Source organism: Cloacibacterium caeni, assembly GCF_907163105.1.
Taxonomy (GTDB): Bacteria; Bacteroidota; Bacteroidia; order Flavobacteriales; family Weeksellaceae; genus Cloacibacterium; species Cloacibacterium caeni_A.
Map to the genome: position 1 here is coordinate 175,202 of NZ_OU015321.1, position 18,761 is coordinate 193,962.

Annotated in this window: 13 protein-coding genes; 12 read left to right on the top strand and 1 reads right to left on the bottom strand. The window is 32.4% G+C overall.

Annotation, left to right across the window (positions count from 1 at the left end; all coding sequences use genetic code 11):
• Nucleotide 1 precedes the first annotated feature (1 nt).
• From KKQ76_RS00860 to KKQ76_RS00910, 11 genes are all read left to right on the top strand, one after another.
• Complete coding sequence (locus KKQ76_RS00860; protein WP_213195406.1) at nt 2–1,135, top strand: glycosyltransferase family 4 protein; 1,134 nt, start codon at nt 2–4, stop codon at nt 1,133–1,135.
• Complete coding sequence (locus tag KKQ76_RS00865; RefSeq protein ID WP_213195407.1) at nt 1,128–2,108, top strand: glycosyltransferase family 2 protein; 981 nt, start codon at nt 1,128–1,130, stop codon at nt 2,106–2,108. The genes KKQ76_RS00860 and KKQ76_RS00865 overlap by 8 nt, the downstream gene beginning before the upstream one ends.
• Entirely contained in the window at nt 2,101–3,153 is a 1,053-nt protein-coding gene (locus KKQ76_RS00870) for a polysaccharide pyruvyl transferase family protein (protein ID WP_213195408.1), read from the top strand. Before KKQ76_RS00865 ends, KKQ76_RS00870 begins: the two co-directional genes overlap by 8 nt.
• Entirely contained in the window at nt 3,153–4,178 is a 1,026-nt protein-coding gene (locus KKQ76_RS00875) for an acyltransferase family protein (protein ID WP_213195409.1), read from the top strand. The genes KKQ76_RS00870 and KKQ76_RS00875 overlap by 1 nt, the downstream gene beginning before the upstream one ends.
• A complete protein-coding gene (locus tag KKQ76_RS00880) occupies nt 4,169–5,290 on the top strand; it encodes a glycosyltransferase family 4 protein (protein ID WP_213195410.1) in 1,122 nt (373 codons plus the stop codon). The genes KKQ76_RS00875 and KKQ76_RS00880 overlap by 10 nt, the downstream gene beginning before the upstream one ends.
• Nucleotides 5,287–6,399 carry a glycosyltransferase gene (locus KKQ76_RS00885; RefSeq protein ID WP_213195411.1) on the top strand — a complete coding sequence of 371 codons (1,113 nt, stop codon included), beginning with the start codon at nt 5,287–5,289 and terminating at the stop codon, nt 6,397–6,399. Before KKQ76_RS00880 ends, KKQ76_RS00885 begins: the two co-directional genes overlap by 4 nt.
• Nucleotides 6,392–7,486 carry an EpsG family protein gene (locus KKQ76_RS00890; protein ID WP_213195412.1) on the top strand — a complete coding sequence of 365 codons (1,095 nt, stop codon included), beginning with the start codon at nt 6,392–6,394 and terminating at the stop codon, nt 7,484–7,486. Before KKQ76_RS00885 ends, KKQ76_RS00890 begins: the two co-directional genes overlap by 8 nt.
• A 2-nt stretch (nt 7,487–7,488) precedes the next feature.
• Nucleotides 7,489–8,505: a glycosyltransferase family 2 protein gene (locus tag KKQ76_RS00895; protein ID WP_213195413.1), complete on the top strand. Its 1,017-nt coding sequence runs from the start codon at nt 7,489–7,491 to the stop codon at nt 8,503–8,505.
• A gap of 35 nt (nt 8,506–8,540) precedes the next feature.
• Complete coding sequence (locus tag KKQ76_RS00900; RefSeq protein ID WP_213195414.1) at nt 8,541–9,653, top strand: glycosyltransferase family 1 protein; 1,113 nt, start codon at nt 8,541–8,543, stop codon at nt 9,651–9,653.
• A gap of 65 nt (nt 9,654–9,718) precedes the next feature.
• On the top strand, nt 9,719–10,618 hold the full coding sequence (locus KKQ76_RS00905) for a glycosyltransferase family A protein (RefSeq protein WP_213195415.1): 900 nt from the start codon (nt 9,719–9,721) through the stop codon (nt 10,616–10,618).
• A gap of 305 nt (nt 10,619–10,923) precedes the next feature.
• Nucleotides 10,924–12,162 (top strand): glycosyltransferase family 4 protein, encoded by a 1,239-nt coding sequence (locus tag KKQ76_RS00910; RefSeq protein WP_213195416.1) that lies wholly within the window; start codon nt 10,924–10,926, stop codon nt 12,160–12,162.
• 65 nt (nt 12,163–12,227) lie between these two features.
• Here the strand turns inward: KKQ76_RS00910 and KKQ76_RS00915 are convergent, their stop codons facing one another.
• Entirely contained in the window at nt 12,228–13,454 is a 1,227-nt protein-coding gene (locus KKQ76_RS00915; protein WP_213195417.1) for a M28 family peptidase, read from the bottom strand.
• A 409-nt stretch (nt 13,455–13,863) separates the two neighbouring features.
• On the opposite strand from KKQ76_RS00915, the gene KKQ76_RS00920 reads away from it, so the two are divergent.
• Complete coding sequence (locus KKQ76_RS00920; protein WP_213195418.1) at nt 13,864–18,711, top strand: Ig-like domain-containing protein; 4,848 nt, start codon at nt 13,864–13,866, stop codon at nt 18,709–18,711.
• Nucleotides 18,712–18,761 lie beyond the last annotated feature (50 nt).

Consider the following 18,761-nt stretch of genomic DNA (forward strand, 5'->3'; position numbering starts at 1 on the left):
AATGAAACACATAGTTTATACCATAGGTTCTTTAGATAATCCTGGAGGTGTGGAAAGGGTTTTGGTTAATAAGGCTAATTTTTTGGTGCAAAAATATAAAGTAACTATACTTGTGGCGCAAAAAAACAAAAGTGATTTTGCTTATTCTATTTCGCCTTCGGTTAATATATTAGTTTTAGACATTAACAAATATGATAATGGATGGACAAAAATCCCAATATTGGGTTTCTTTTATAAAATCAAAAAACTAAAGAAGATTTATCAAAACATAATGAATCAGATAAAACCAGATATTGTAATTAATGTAGAAAGAGGTTTTGAAGATTTTATTTTGCCCAAACTTAATCCACATATCCCATGCATAAGGGAGTCTCATTCTTCTTTACAGGCATCTGGTTTGATGGATCATTATAATAAATCAATAAAGGGTAAATTTTTCACTTATTTATATAATCAGCAATTAAAAAAATTTGATAAGTTAGTACTATTAACAGAAGAGGACAGAAAATTCAGAAACTATAAAAATGGAGATGTAGTAATCCCTAATGTAGTTTCAAAATTTGAGATTGAGCCAAATTATGATTTAAATGCAAAAGAGGTCATTTCTGTAGGTAGGTTAGATCAATTTAAAAATTTTAAAGATCAGATTTTAGTTTGGAAAAATATAATTAAAACTCATCCTAATTGGAAACTGAAAATTTATGGAGAAGGCCCAGAGAAAAAAAGCCTTTCCAATTTGATAAAAACATTAGAATTAGAAAGTCATGTGTTTCTAATGGGTAGATCTAATCATATAGAAAAAGAACTGAAGAATAGTGCATTTTTTTTGTTTACATCAATGGCAGAGGGGTTTGGGATGGTGCTGGTAGAGGCAATGCAAATGGGATTACCGGTAATTTCTTATAATTGTCCTTGTGGCCCAAAAGATATCATTACAGATAACGAAGATGGTTTTTTAGTCAGGCTAAATGATAGAGATGAATTACAATTAAAAATTTTAGAACTTATAGAAAAACCTCATTTAAGAAAAACAATGTCAAGTTATGCAATTGAGAAGAGTAAACGATATAATGAAGGGATAATTATGCCAAGATGGATTGAATTGTTTGATAAAATAATTAATAAATATGGCTAAAATATCTATCATAACACCTGTTTATAATGCAGAGCCATATATTTCCAATTTAATTGAATCTGTTATTCAACAATCTTTTGATGATTGGGAGCTTATCCTTATTAATGATGGATCTGTAGATCAATCCAGAATAATTATGGAAAGATATTCTTTTGCAGACAAGAGAATAAAATTGATTAATCAAGAAAATCAGGGCCCATCTGTCGCAAGAAATGTGGGGATAGAGAATGCTCACTCAGAATGGATAACGTTTATTGATGCAGACGATAAGGTAAGTTTAAATTACCTAGAAGAATTGTATGATGTTGCGGCTAATGTTGATTTGGTGTGTGCAGGTTATTATGAACAAAACATACAAAATCCTAAAGGAATAGCTCTCCATGATTTTTCGGATTTTTTAAATCAAGAGACCATAGATAGTGATATTTTTATCGGGGAAATTTTTAATGGTGTTACAGGGGTTTTGTGGTCAAAACTTTTTAAAAATCAGGTAATAAAAGAAAATAGTTTAAGATTGGATTCTAGGTTGAAACTATCTGAGGACTTATTATTTGTGTTGCAATATGCAAAAAAAATCAGCAAAATAAAATTAGTATCTTCTCCTATTTATTATTATAATAGATTACACGAAAACGGTTTGAGTAGTCAATATAATTTAACGTATATTGAAAACTTTAAACACTTAATTGAAAGGGTCTTAGAAGAGTTTCCAGATGATGAAAAAGCAAAGGTAAATGTTATTTTAAGAAAAAGATATTTTAATTTTTTAATTAAAATGATGAAACAGAATCCCTATAATCCCATGCAATTAAAAAAACTTTATCATTTAATAAAGGGAGAGTTTTTAGAATGTAAATTTAAATTGAATAATGAAGATGCATTGTTTTTTTTATTAATAAAAAACTCATTTTTTAATTTAGCTTTTTACTACAGTATACTATTCGCCAAAATAAGAAAAATTAAAAATGCGTAAAAAAATATTAGTTGATATTTATCTGGCAAATAATCTTGGAGATGATATGTTTCTGGATTACTTAGCAATAAAGTATCCAGAATTTGATTTTGTGCCATTTCATCCGGGGAAAAATTATAAAAGTTTTTTCATGAACTACAATAATGTTAAACAATTTCCTTATACAATAGTAGATAAAATTTTTAAAAAAATTGGACATAATAAACTTACTGATTATAAAAGATTAAGCGCAAATTATGACGGGCTTCTTTTTTTAGGAGGTGGAATATTTAGAGAGGAATCATATTGGAAAAGCGTTTTTGAATATCGTAAGGGGATAATCAATGCTTTTAAATCAAAAAATAAACCAGTATGGTTCATGGGTTGTAATTTTGGCCCCTACAATTCAGATGAATTCTATAATCAATACGAAAGATTGTTTTCAGGAATAGACTCTATAAATTTTAGAGACAAAAAATCTTTTGAATTGTTTACAAGTTTAAGTAATGCAGGCTGTTATCCTGATATTTTGTGGGATTATACCATCCCATCTGTTGAAAAAAAAGAGGATTATTTAGGTATATCTGTAATTAATCCAAAACATAAAGAAGGCTATTCAGAATTTCATGATGAATATATTGAATCGCATGTTAGGATGATATTAAAGTTTAAAAAACAAAACTTTAAAATTCGCCTTTTTTCATTTTGTAAAAGTGAAGGCGATTTAAAGATTTGTAAAGAAATTCAGAAACAAATAAAAGATGTAGAGATAGTAGATTATCAGGGAAATATAAAAGACTTTTTAAAATGTTTTGGGGAGTGTTCTTATTTTATTGCTGCCAGATTTCATGCTAACATATTAGCAATCAAATATAATATGCAGTTAATACCAATAATCTACAGTGATAAAACGGAGAATCTTTTAGATGATCTAGAGTATGATTTAAAAAAAATAAGATTGGATAATATTAGTGAATTATATGAGACTCCTTTTGTGTGTTTTGATAAATCAAAAATAGATACTTTAATATTGGATTCAAAAAAACATTTAACCTTAAATATTTAATGCAGATCACCATTCATAAATCTAACCAGCTTAAAGCCATTGCCATTTTGATGATGCTGTGTTTGCATTTATTCAACAGAGATTATAATGGTCTTTTTACTCCATTATTTTTTGTTGGGAAGCAGCCGCTTACTTATTACGTATCTTTGTTTAGTGATGCGTGTGTTCCGATTTTTGCATTTATAAGTGGTTTTGGGCTGTATTATAAGTACAAACAGGATAAAGAATTTTATGGATTAAGTATTAAGCACAGAATAAAAAAAATATACATCAATTATTGGATTATCGTTGTTTTATTTGCAGTTGTGTTGGGCTGGGTATTGGGAAAAGAGGGGTACCCAGGTTCTTTTCTAAAGTTTATACTTAATTTTTTGGCATTAGATAATTCTTATAATGGGGCTTGGTGGTTTTTAACCATTTATTTGTTATTTGTAATAAGCAGTCGGTTTTGGTTTTCTTTATTGGATAGACTGAATCCCATTTTTTATGTAGGGATTCTACTTGTTTTATATTGTATTGCTTTTTATTTTAGAATATATAAAACCAATGTTTTTGATTATGCCATCTTACAATGGTTACACCGTTATATGGCTTTATATTTTTGTACCCTTTTTCAATTTATGTTAGGTGCCATGGCATTGGAATATCAGTGGGCTGAAAAAATAAGGCCTCTGTTTCATAAAATTCATTTCAATAACTTTTTGGGATTGGGACTTATTATTTTGTTGATTGTATTTCATGGAATTATCCCCAATTTTATAATAGCTCCTTTTACGGGATTAGCTTTTATTTTAATTTATGTTTATTTAAAAACACCTATAATAGTAGATAGATTTTTAGCTTTTTTAAATCCTCATTCTACTAATATGTGGCTGATTCACATGTTTTTTTATTTGATTTACTTTCCAAAGTTAATTTACGGGTTTAAATATCCAATTCTTATTTTTTCAGTTTTGGTGAGTATGTGTATATTTAGCTCTTACATCGTCAATATCATTCAGAATAAAATTCATAAATGGCTTTAAAATTATTATACATCACCAACGCAATAGACGGTTCAGGAGGTTTGGAACGCGTACTTTCTGTGAAAACTAAAGTTTTGGCAGAAGATTACGGATATGATATTCATGTAGTTACGCTTAATCAAAAATCTAAAACCGACTTGTTTTTTCCTTTCTCGAAGAAGATTATTCAGCATAATATAGAAGTTTCGGGGAATGCCTTTCAATACTTTTCAAAATACAGAGCAGGGATAAATAAGGTGATAGCAGAGATAAAGCCTGATGTGATATCGGTCTGTGATGATGGATTAAAAGGATTTTTTATACCATTATTATTAAGAAAAAAAGCTCCTATAGTATATGAAAGACATGCTTCGGTTCAATTGAATTTTTCAAAGAAAAGTACAATTTTTAAAAATCAACTAACTTATTACCTCATGCGGGTTTTGGCCAAAACATTTGATGCTTTTGTGGTGTTGACAAAAGGTAATGTTACAGAATGGAAAAGCAAAAACGTAAAGGTAATCCCTAATTTATTAAGTTTTTATCCTGAAACATCATCAAGCCTAAAAAATAAGACTGTAATTGCAGTAGGAAGCCACAGTTATAACAAAGGATATGATTTATTGCTAAATGCGTGGAAGCAAGTTGTCTCTTTACATCCTGATTGGGAGCTTCATATTTATGGAAAATATGATGAAGCCCATACTTATATTACATTGGCAAATAGATTGAAAATTGAAAAAAAAGTATTCTTTTCACCACCTGTGAAGGATATAGATCAGGCATATTTAAACAGCAGTATAATGGTGCTGCCATCACGTTCAGAAGGATTTGGAATGGTACTTATTGAAGCGATGGCTTGCGGACTACCTTGTGTTGCTTTTGAATGTCCTCATGGGCCTGCAGATATTATAAATCATGGGTGTGATGGGCTTTTGGTGCCGAATGGTAATGTTGAAGAATTGGCTAATGCCTTAAAATCCTTGATTGAAGATGAAAATAAGCGTATAGCAATGGGAGGAAAGGCTAAAGAAAATGTACAACGTTTTTTGCCGCAAAACGTAGTAAAACAATGGGACGAACTTTTTAAAAAAATTAACCCCAATGAGCAAGCAAAGAAAAATAGAACATGAAAATAGTTTATCTTACAGACCAAACATTTCTTCATGGGGGAATAGAAAAGGTTTTGGCAACCAAAGCTAATTTTTTGGCAGAGCAGTATCATCATCAGGTTACGGTGGTCACCACAGAACAAAAAGGCCATCAACCATGTTATACTTTTTCAGAAAAAGTAAATCTTAGAGATATAGCAATTAATTACTATAGAGATAAGAGTTATTTTCATCCCTTAAACCTAATCAAGGCTATCAAACATTTTTTTAAAATTAAAAAACAGATAAAGCAATTGCAGCCAGATGTTTTGGTGGTATCTAATTATTCATTTGATTTTTATTTTCTGCCGTATATCTTACCAAAGATTCCTAAAATAAAAGAATTTCACTCGTCCAGATTTTTAGAGGCTAAACAAGAAGTTCCTAAAAGTATAAAAGAGAAAATAATGGCATTTTTATCCCGAAATGCAGAGAAGAAATACCATCAGTTAGTGGTGCTTAATCCGGCAGAAAAAGAGTTTTACAATAGCGAAAAGATTACGGTAATCCCTAATCCTGTTCCTATGAGTGATTTGATAGCAAAGGTTCAGAATAAAAAAATAATGGCTGCGGGAAGAATATCGCCAGTGAAAAACTTTGGCGAGTTGATTGATATTTTTAATGAGGTAAAAAATGACTTGAAAGATTGGGAACTTCATTTTTATGGGGAAGATTATCTGGATACCCAAAAAAAGCTGGAACAAAAAATTGAAGAATATCAGCTGGAACAACAGGTGAAGTTTATGGGAATCACGGATGATATTCTGAAAACCATGCAAGAGTACAGTATTTATGCCATGACCTCTGAAACAGAATGTTTCCCCATGGTGCTATTAGAGGCTCTATCGGTTGGGTTACCTATTGTTTCCTATAATTGCCCTACGGGACCACAGTTTATCATCAGCAATAATGAAGATGGATTTTTAGTTCAAAATAAAGAGGAGTTTAAATTGAAATTAAAAAAACTTGCAGCAGATGTAGAGTTAAGACAATGCTTTTCTCAAAAAGGAAAAGAGCATGTTAACCGTTTTTCAGACCAAGAAGTAATGAAACTCTGGAATAATTTATTTGTAGATTTGTATAATGTTTGATTTTATCCCTATAACAGAATATACAGCCATCTATTATCACCTTTTGTTAATAGTTACCTTGTATATGTTTATGCAGTCTAGGGTATATTTTATAGAACAAGTAGAAAGTGTAAAAGCCACACAGAATTTGGGGTATATTCTGCTTGTTTTCACATTGTTATATATGGGTACACGTCCTATTTCTTGGGCATTTGGTGATATGGGTACTTATGCAGAAGGATTTCAAAAAATACAGTTAGACCCCAATTTGCCAGTAAAAACGGATGTTTTTTTTGGGTATTTCACTCGGTTTTGTGCAGGGTTAATGGATGTAAATACCTATTTCTTTTTGGTAGATGTTATATATATTATTCCGTGTTATTTCTTTGCCAAAAAATATTTTTCTGAGTATTGGTTTATTCCTTTTCTAATGATGGTAGGCTCTTTTTCGTTTTGGTCTTATGGCACCAACGGAATTAGAAATGGTATGGCAACCTCTCTTTTTATTTTTTCATTATTGTTTTATCAAAAGCAAAAATGGTTAATGTATGCTATTATGGGTTTGGCGTATGGTTTTCATAATTCATTAATGATACCTATTGCTGCATTTCTGGTTTCGGGGTTGTATAAAAATCCGAAAATTTATCTCTATATTTGGTTAGCTGCTATCCCATTGTCTCTAGTAGGAGGTGGTTTTTGGGAATCTTTTTTTGGCTCTCTGGGGATAGGAGACGAACGTGTAAACCAATATCTTACTCAAAACAAAGAGTACCAAGATCAAATGAGTAATACAGGCTTTAGGTGGGATTTTGTAGTGTATAGTGCTTTTGCCGTTTTTGCGGGGTATTATTATATCATTAAAAGAGGATTTAAAGATGAGTTTTACACCCATCTTTGGGGGACATATATGATTGCCAATACTTTTTGGATTTTAGTGATTAGAGCTAATTTTTCTAATCGTTTTGCATATCTTTCTTGGTTTCTTATGGCAATTATAATTGCTTACCCTCTGTTTAAAGTAAAGTTTTGGGATGATCACTATAAGAATGTGGGCAGAATTTTTCTTGCCTATTATCTGTTTACTTATTTTATGTTTTTGAAAAGTTAAAAATGAAGTTGAGCGTAGTAATCCCATGCTATAATGTAGAAAAATTTGTGCAAAAATGTGCAAATAGTATTTTAGTGCAAAAAGGGTTTGATTGTGAATTGATTTTTGTAAATGATGGTTCTAAAGACAATACCCTTCACGTTTTAGAAAATTTAGTAGTAAAAGACAATAGGATTAAGGTAATCAATCAAGAAAATCAGGGTCTTTCTGGAGCAAGAAATACAGGGATAGAAAATGCAAAAGGTGATTACATTATGTTTGTAGATGCAGATGATTGGTTAGAGCCTAATGCTTTTGAACTCATTTCGAAAAATTTTAATAAAGAAGATTTATTTTGTTTTTCTTATAACAGAGTTTTTGAAAAAAAATCTGTACCTAGAGACTTAAAAATTAATGGAGTTTACGAAGCTGCTTTTATCCAAAGAAGAATGGTAGGGCTTATAGGTGAGGAGCTTAGAGACCCATCGCAAGCAGACAGTTTAGTCACAGCTTGGGGCAAAATCTATAAAACCGAAATCATCAAAAAAAATGAAATATCATTTCTAGATACCAAAATGATTGGGACGGAAGATGCATTATTTAATATACAGTATTTAGAATTTGTAAATAAAGTAAATGTTTTAAATGTATCACTTTACAATTATTTTAAAGTGAATAATGGCTCTCTTACGAATCTTTACAAACCTTATCTTTTCCAGCAATGGAAAACGCTCTATCAAAAAACTTCAGAGATTATTTCTAATAAAAATATAGATTTTCAAAAAGCGTTGAGTAATAGAATTGCGCTTAGTATCATAGGATTAGGGCTGAATGAGACGTTTTCGGATTTACCTTTTTATGCTAAAATCAAGAAAATTTCAGTAATTTTTCATGATCCCATTTACATCAAAGCGTATCAAAATCTAGAAATGAAATATTTTCCCATTCATTGGAAATTGTTTTTCTCTTTAGCAAAATCCAAAAATGCTTTAGGAGTTTTATCTTTGTCGTATGTCATGAATTTTTTAATCAAAAAATAACACCCATCATCCATCACCCAACATCCATCATCAAAATGAAACCCATCAAAATTCTACAAATATTTACGGTACTCAACAAGGGTGGTGCAGAAACCAACCTTATGAATTACTATAGAAATATGGATAAAAATGAGTTTCAGATGGATTTTTTGGTGCATAGAGAAAATGGTTTTTTTGAACAAGAAATTTTAAACTCAGGAAGTAATATCTATAGATTACCACCTATTCTTCCTTGGAAACTGAAAGAATATAAAAGAGCGGTAAAGAATTTTTTTGACCAACATTCAGACTATGACATCATCCACGGGCAATGTTCAGAATTAGGTGTTTTTATCTATGAAGAAGCCAAGCGTAGAAACATTCCTGTGATTATTGCGCACGCTCATAATAACAGAATGGATAGAGATAAAAAATTGGTTTTCAGATTACTTTGGAAAAAAAGAATGCGCAAATCCATCAATACCTATTTTACTTGTGGCAAAGAAGCTGCCGAAAATCTATTCGGGAAGAAACTTGCTTCTAAATCATATCAAATGAATAATGCAATTGAAGTAGAAAATTTTAAATTTAATTCATCAATCAGAGATTCAAAAAGAAAAGAATTGGGTGCAGATGAGTTTTATAATATTATTAACATTGGCAGATTCAATTCTCAAAAAAATCAACTGTTTTTGTTAGATGTTTTGGCAGAGATAATCAAAAAAAACACAAACTACAAATTATTTTTAGTAGGAGACGGAGAATTAAAAACTCAAATATTAGAAAAAATTAAAAAATTAAAAATAGAGCGTAATGTAGAACTCCTAGGAATAAGAAATGATATCCCAGAATTACTTCAAGCCATGGATGTTTTTCTATTTCCGTCCCTTTTTGAAGGGTTTGGAATTGCTTTTTTGGAAGCACAAGCGTCTGGAATGAAATGTATCGTTTCAGAGACAGTTGCTTTAGACTCACATTTAATACAAGAAAATGTAAAAGTAATCTCGTTAAAAGAAAATGCGGAACAATGGGCTAATAAAATTCTCGAAATAAAAAATTTTGAAAGGAAAGATGTTTCTGATATCATAAAACAAAAAGGCTATGACATCAAAGAAAACGCCAAAAAATTAGAAGAAAAATATAGAGAATTGGTGAAAAATTTAAAGTAAGAAGTGCAAGTTACAAATTTATTAATGTAAAATTCCATCATCAACCAACAACCACCAACCATACAATGAAAACCCTCACCATTTTCACCCCAACTTTTAACAGAGCTTCGTTACTTCCGAGGCTGTATGATTCTTTGAAAGCTCAAACCAATCAGAATTTTGTGTGGATGATTATTAATGATGGAAGTAGCGATAATACAGATGAGGTGGTGAAAAGTTTTTTAGAAGAAAATATTTTAGAAATAGAATACATCAAACAGAAAAATCAAGGAATGCATGGTGCGCACAATACCGCGTATAAAAATTGCAAAACAGAACTCAACACTTGTATAGATGATGATGATTTGGCGCCAAAAAATGCAGTAGAATTAATTCTAGATAAATGGAATTCTTTAGGAGAAAATCAACAAAAATACAGCGGAATTGTTGCATTAGATGCTTATTTTGATGGCGAGTTGATTGGTAGTCAGTTTACTACAGAATCTACAACTTTAGAAAGCTTTTATCTTAATGGGGGAAGTGGTGATAAAAAACTGATTTACAGAACCGAGGTGATGAACCAATATCCGGAATATCCTATTTTCGAAGGCGAAAAATACGTAGGATTGGGCTATAAATATCTTTTGGCAGACCAAGATTACCAATTGGCAACCTTAAATGAAGTGGTGTGTCTGGTAGATTATCAACCAGAGGGTTCTTCTAATAATATGTGGAGACAATATTATAAAAATCCTAAAGGCTTCGCATTCATCAGAAAAGAACAAATGAAGATTTGTAAATCTAAAAAACGCATTCTAAAAGATGCAGCGCATTACGTAGCCCATAGTTTAAAATCTAAAAACGGGAATTTCATTACAGAATCGCCAAGAAAATTTCTCACGATTTTAGCGATACCTTTTGGTTTAGTTTTATATCTTTATACATTATATCAAAATAAAAAACAGGGAGGATTGTACCAGAGATAAGTTTTAGAAGTTAGAAGTTAAAAGTTAAAAGTTAGAAGTTAAAAGTTAGAAGTAAAAAGTTAAAAGTTAAAAGTTAAAAGTTAGAAGTTAAAAGTTAGAAGTGGAAAAGTAAATTTATAAAATTGTAAAAATGTTAAAATGTTAAACTGTAAAAATTGTAAAAAGTAAATTCACCCATCATCCATCATCCATCATCCATCACCCATCAACCAACAACCAACAACCATCAACCAACAACCATCAACCAACAACCATCAATCATCAATCATCACCCATCATCCATCATCCATCACCCAACCCAAGTAATGTTAAAGGAAAGTCAAAGGAAAGTCAAAGGAAAGTCAAAGGAAAGTATAACTAATGTCTCTACTTTGGAAGGTCATACCATTGCCAAACCAAAACTTTTTAGAATTTCTACGGTTCCTATGTCGCTCAATCTTTTATTAAAAGGGCAGTTGAATTTCTTGAACCAAGATTTTGATGTAACCGCTATTTCTGGCGAAGGAGCAGATCTAGAGTTGGTAAAAGAAAGAGAAGGCGTAAAAACCCATCCTATAGAAATGCACAGACACATTTCTTTGAAACAAGACCTAGCCTCGCTTTGGAGGTTGTATCGATATTTCAAAAAAGAAAAACCAGACATCATTCATTCTATTACTCCAAAAGCAGGGTTACTCTCTATGATGGCAGGAAAATTAGCAGGAGTTCCTATAAGAATGCACACCTTTACAGGATTGATTTTTCCTTATAAAAATGGTTACATGAAGCGAACCTTGATAATTATGGATAGAATTTTGTGCAGATGTGCTACACATGTTTATCCAGAAGGAAAAGGCGTGAAAGAAGACTTGCAAAGACATAATATTACCAATAAACCCCTCAAAATTATTGCCAACGGAAATGTAAATGGAGTAGATCTAGATTATTATCATCCCGAAGCCATTTCTGAGGAGGGTAAAAAGAAATTACGAGCATCCCTTCAAATAAATGAAGACGATTTTGTCTTCGTATTTGTGGGGAGACTGGTCATAGATAAAGGAGTGAGAGAATTAGTAAAAGCATTTGACGCTCTTAGCAAGCAACATCAAAACATAAAACTCATTTTAGTAGGTCCCAGAGAAAATGCACATAATCCTAAAAAGAGGGCGATGTTTCATACAATAAATCAAAATCAAAAGATTATTACGGTAGGATTTCAGGATGATGTAAGACCTTACTATGCAGTAAGTAATGTGTTGATGCTGCCCAGTTATCGTGAAGGATTTCCCAATGCTGTTTTACAAGCGGGAGCGATGGGTTTGCCAAGTATCGTTTCAGATATTTCGGGGTGCAATGAAATTATTGAGCATGAAGTCAATGGTCTTTTGGTACCTAAAAAAAATCATCAGGAACTCCAAAAAAACATGGAGAAAATACTCGTGACGCCTAATTTTTTAGAAAGCTTACAAAAAAATGCACGAAATAGAGTAGCAGAATCTTTTGATAAGAGTTTAGTTTGGAAAGAAATTAAAAAAGAATACGTAAAAGCTCTAAATGAATTATAGATTAAAAAAAATAGGCTGCTTCAATCCAATGAAGCAGCCTATTATATATTTTAGTCAAAAAGATGTTATTCGATAATAATTTTTTTAGAATCTTTGCCCATTTCAGAAATGAGAGTTCCTATATATACTCCAGATTTTAATGAACTTACGTTTACATCTTTTTGATTTTTTATAGAAAGTATTTTTCTTCCATTAAGGTCAGTTACTTCAAAAGTGAAGTCTTTAATAGAAGAGTCTAGTTGTAGATGCAAAACATCTTTTACAGGATTAGGATACACAGCAAAATCTTTGGCCTTATTCACATCATTTACAGCAAGTGTTCCTGTATCTGCTACCGCAAAATGCTGTACAGCGCCTACAGTAGCTTTAGTAACTTGATAAATATAAGGATAGGATAAATTAGCAATGGTATCAGTATTGTTGTGGTAATAAGGATTAGAAACTACAGTTCCATTGTTAGTTGGTCTTTCATATAATCCAATAACAGTTTCACCATTTTTTTCAAAAGGCATATAGTCAGATCCATATATATTATCTATAAAACCAGTTAAAGAGCTATAATAACCAACATAAGTTTGTAAATCTGCAGTAGCGGCTATGCTAGCTGTATTATTTGTAGTGTTAACTCCATATTTAGGATTTGTTCCTGTATCATTTATTCTGTCTTCTTCACAGACTACACTGTTGTTGGTTCTATCACTTCTGCCACCAATTTGATCCAAATTAAAAACCAATTTTATTTTCATTTTTGGGTTAGTAGTATTTACAACATTGGTTACATAATTTTTACTGCCTAGTAAACCTTGTTCCTCACCAGTGAAGTGAATAAATTTAATTGAGTATTCAGTAGGTACATCTTTCAGGATTCTAGCCACTTCCATGATGGCAGCTACTCCGCTCGCATTATCATTAGCGCCTTCACTTCTATTGGTAGAAGTGGTTCCATAAAAGGAGTCGTAGTGTCCACAGATGATAACGTATTCATCTGGATGTACAGTGCCTGTTTTGGTGATGATAACATTTTTTACAGTTGTAGAACTGTAAGTGAAATTATCATACGTAATTTGGCTGTCTGCATAACCAAAATCTTTATACTTCTGTACAATGTAGTTTAGCGCATTTGTAGAGGCGGCTTTGCCTGTCCCTTTAAGACCAAAACCTACCAATGAAGAATTATATGTCTCAATGTTTGATTGTAATACCTGATTTACCCTAGAAAGATAAGTTGCATTTGCTTGAGAAAAACAGAAAGAAGCGGATAATAAAGAAAAAGAAAGTAGTAGTTTTTTCATTTTTAAATCTTTTTTAGTTTCACAAATTTAATTATTTTATATAAAGATATAGTAATATTTTTTAAAATAATTGAAATTATAAAGAATAGTGGATGGTTTAGTTTTAAAAATCAAGTAATTGTGTTAATATCATAAATTTAAGTATTAAAATTTCTTAAATACAAAATATATTTTGATGATATATAGCATATAATTGAATTATGTAGATAATTTTATTTTGCTTTTTTTGTAAGGTTTTTATTGTTGTTTTTTTTGTAAGATGTTTTATAATAAAGGATTTTAGAGGTAGGTTGATTTATTTTATTATTATTTTTTTATTTTTAATCATATAATAATATTACTGTAGATATGATAATTTATTAAAAAATAAGTTTATATTTGTGTTGAATAAACTAATAAAAGTCTGAATATGAAGTTAATAATGAAATCTTTATTCATCATTAAAGAGAAGATTTTCTATGTACTTTTTCTAAAATTTCTTTTAATGTCTTCTTTGGCCTTTGGGCAGTTTAATGATAATACTCCAAATGGAGGAACAGAAACGTGGGTAGCCCCAGTTGGAGTTACTTCTGTTAAGGCAGAGGTATGGGGTTCTGGAGGCTCTGGTGGAGGTTCTACAGCAAATAATAGAAGCGGTTCTGGAGGAGGCGGTGGTGGTTATACCACTAGAACCTTTGATGTATTGGCAGGCCAAACCATAACGTACACCGTGGGAGCTGGTGCAATTGCAAATTTTGCTGGAGCCAATGGAAACAATGGAAACTTATCAAATTTAACACATGCTCCTTCTGCAACCACATTAGTGGGTAATGGTGGCGGTAGAGGAAATGCAAATAGCGCAACTGGTGGTATAGGTGGTACAGGAACAGGAGGCGCTAATATTTCTGGTTCTAATGGTGGAGCTGGCAATTCCAATATTGGAGGGAATGGAGGAGATGGAGGGAACGCGCCTGGAACTGGAGGGACTGGTCAGAGTAATAATGATGGTCTTACAGGAGTAATACCTGGCGGCGGCGGCGGCGGCGGCGAACGTGGAGGTGGTTTCAGAGCTGGAGGTGCAGGAGCTAATGGACAAATTACGTTAACCTATATTTCTGTTTCTAATGTATCTCCTAGCCCTGTATGTGTAGGTTCTACAATAACAATTACCGGAACTAATTTTGCTACAACAGGCTCTACTACAGTTAGTATTAATGGAACCCCATGTACGAGTGTTACGGTTGTAAATTCTACTACTATAACTGCTGTAGTTGGAGCGGGTACCACTTCTGGAACCGTATTGGTAAACAATCCTAATGGCACGAATAATGGGAGGTCTATTACCGTTAATGCTTCCCCGTCTGCTATTGGAGGAGGAGCTTCTACGGTGTGTACAGGTTCTGTCTCTCCTGCTTTTACAAACGCTGTGGGAGGAGGAACGTGGTCTATCTCTAATGGAACAGGTGCTGCTACTATCACAGCTGGAGGTGTAGTAACTGGGGTTTCTACTGGTTCTGCTACGGTAGTATACACCATAGGAACTTGTTCGGTGTCTTTTCCTATTACTGTGGTTACAACTCCAGCGATAACCTCTAACCCTTCTAATGTTTCAGTTGCTACTGGAGCTAATACATCTTTTACGGTAGCAGCAAATAACATTCCTACCGCTTATACATGGCAGGTGAGTACAGATGGAGGTACCAGTTGGAACAATATTTCAAATGGAGGAGTATACAGCAATGCTACTACCGCTACTTTAAATATAACAGGTGCAACAATTGGGATGAATGGCTATTTATTCCGTGCTTCTGCTACCAATAATTGTGGCACTTCTGCTTATTCTTCTAATGCCGCATTAACGGTAACATATTGTACACCAAACTTTACAAATACTGATAAACCAAGATTGTATATTAATAGTTTTCAATTTGTTGGGGTGCTTAATACTACTGTTGCCAATACTTCTACATGGGCTTCTGGTTATCAAAATTTTACTTCTTTTACGCCAATTGCAGAACAACCTCAAGGTACGGCGATTAATATTTTAGCATCTAGTGGTTCAAACAGAGTTCCTAGACAGAATGGTACTTGGAAAGCGTGGGTAGATTGGAATAAAGACGGAGATTTTAATGATGCGGGAGAAGAAGTGTATAACATGATTTCTTTTACCACTCCATCTGTTACCTTTGGATTTATTATTCCTGCTGGTCAAGCTGAGGGAAATTATACATTAAGAATTGGTACTTTTTCTGTTCAAGGAAATAATTTTACTTCTTGTTCTACGACTTCTGGCTATGGTGAAATGGAGGATTATACATTTAAAGTTGTTACAGATTGTCCCGCTAAAGTTTTGAACGTTAATAATGTTAACCCTTTTGATGGAGAAAGATGCGGTGCTGGTTCAGTAAGGCTTTCAGCAACTGGTAATGCAAGTGCTGTTTCATACAATTGGTATGACAGTATCTACGGTGGTACATTGTTAGGTTCTGGTAATATCTATAATACACCTTCTATTTCTTCAACTACTACTTATTATGTTACAGCTGTAAGCTCTACAGGATGCGAAACAGCTTTTAGATATCCTGTAGAAGCTAGAATAGATCCTAATCCTACTGTTACGTTCAGTACCAGTGATCCTGCAATTTGCGGAGAAGATAAGCCAAGTCTTTTAGTTTCTGCTTCTGGAGATAAATACCAAGACGTAATTTTTGAGAAATTTGATTCAGGCTTGGGTGTTTTTGCTAATCAAGTAGCTGGTGCTTATACAGATGTTGAAGGTCATTGGCAAATAAGAAACAGTCCCTATATACCAAAAATAGCAGAAGGGTATGAAGGTTTATCTCCAGCAATGTCATCTGGTTATTTTGGGGCAGGTTTTGCGATGATTAATACAGATATTAGTAGAGGTTCTTCAGGTCAATCCATTTTAAATAGAATGGTTTCTAATAATCTAGATGTGAGCGGTTTTTTAAATTTAAAAGTAGACTTTGATTTATATAACTTCACCATTGCACATGATTTTACTGAAGGGTATACCCTAATAGAATATTCTTTAAATGGAGGAACTACTTGGGCTACCCTAGACCAATTTATAGGAACCAGAGGGAACCCACTGAAATGGGAGAAGTTTTCTTATACAATTCCTGGGGCTAATTTCACTTCTACCAATTTTAAAATAAGATTTTCTGTTTTTTCTTATGCAGGGACACTAGCTGGAGGAGGTACAGGTTTTATAGAAGGAATTACGGCAATAGATAACGTAAGAATCTATGGATTCAAAACCATCAATACTCCATTTAAATGGAATAGCGCGGCGACCACAATTTATGATACAGATTGTGTGACACCACTTCCAATAAACGATTTAAGATCTACTGTTTGTGTAAAACCTTCAGCTACAGAATTAGAAGATGTTAACTGGGCTCTGAATGCGAGTGCTACTTTTAGCAATGGTTGTCCTGCGATTGGAAATTATACTGTTTCTAACGATACTAAAACATGGTTGCAACCAGGCATTACAGATTGGAATCTTGGTGCTCAATGGAAACCTTCTACTGTCCCTACTATTGCAAAATGTGTTATCGTAAGAACTCCAGTAGAATTACCATCTTTAACTACAGGAACTCACGGTTTGGCAAGAAGTGTTATTGTAAAACCTGGTGGTAAGCTAACCGTTGAACCTAAATCTAGCCTTACCATTCAAAACTATTTAAAAAATGAAGCTGCGGCAAGTGATGTATTGGTAGAATCTGATGCTAATCTTCTACAAATTAATAATTCTTCTGTAAATATTGGTAATATTACCGTAAAAAGAAATGCCAATTTAAAAAGATTAGATTATACTTACTGGGGAAGTCCTGTTGATGGGCAAAATGTAAAAGCCTTTTCGGCAGGTACTCTTGATACCAGATTCTATGTGTATAACGAAAGTAATGACTATTTTGATGGATTGTTCATTAGAAATCTATATCCTGACAATGTAACGTATAGTCAAACTCCTACTGTAGATAAAAACACCCATACATTTATTAGAGGTAAAGGATATGCTGTTAGAGCTTCTAATGCTCTCTCTAATGTTTTGTCTAGTATTCCTCATAGTTTTGTTGGTGTTCCTAATAATGGCTTAGTAGATATTCCGGTGGTAAAATCTGCAACAGGACAAGGATATAATTTGATTTCTAATCCGTACCCTTCTAATATAGACTTTTATGCTTTGTACAATTATGGTACTAATAGCAGCATTATTTATAACACCGCTTACTTCTGGACAAATACCAACTATAATCCTAAAATGCAAGGCGCTAATTACCCAAGTGATTTACCAGATGGAACTAAAATTATAAATAATTATGCCATTTTAAACGGAACTGGTGGTGTATCTGCTCCTTATGCTTCGGGAACAGGTAATAATAATCCTATTGGTTCTCTTACCAACTGCCCTACTTGTACTACTCCTAATCAATTTATAAAAGTGGGGCAAGGTTTTATTGTAAAGGTTAGAAATGCAGGAAGTTATAATCTTAGTTTAGAAAACAATAGCGGTATCAGAAATAATAATTCTACATCTGTATTCTTTAATAGAATGGCTAATAATAACCAAAGAACCAATGTAGAAAAAGACAGATTTTGGATTTCTTTGAAAACACCTTTGGATTTTGTAAGTCCTATTTTAATTGGTTATCCACAAGGAAGTACTACTAATTATGAGGAAGATTATGATGCAGAGCTTCTCATCTATGGAGGTGATAGTTTCTATTCTAATTTAGATAATAAAAAATTGGCAATACAAGGAAGAGGTTATCCTTTTAATCCATCAGATGAAGTAACTTTAGGTGCTAGATTAGGTCTTGAAGGACAATATGAAATTTCATTAGGTGCAAAAGAAGGCGTGTTTGTGTCTCAGCAATCTATATTTTTGTATGATAAATATCTAGGAGTAACTAAAGATATTTCCAAAGAAAAATATGTGTTTTCTTCAAAGGCTGGCGATTTTGGTGATCGATTTATAATTCAGTATTCCAATCAAGGAACTTTAAATACTTCTAATAATCTAGATAAATTGCTAAAAGTTTATCAGTCTTCAGAGTATATTATAATTGATTCTCCAGATATAGTATCTTCATTAAAAATATATGACGTTTCTGGTAAATTATCATACCAAGCAAAGCCAGATAAAAAGAGAGTTGAAGTTCACTCTTCTAGATTTTTATCAGGTGTTTACATTTTGAATATTGAAACTAAAGAAGGAAATGTTATTAAAAAGATTACAAAAAAATAATACTGAAACCTCTAGTGCATTATAGAAAAATTTTATTATGCCTTAGCGTA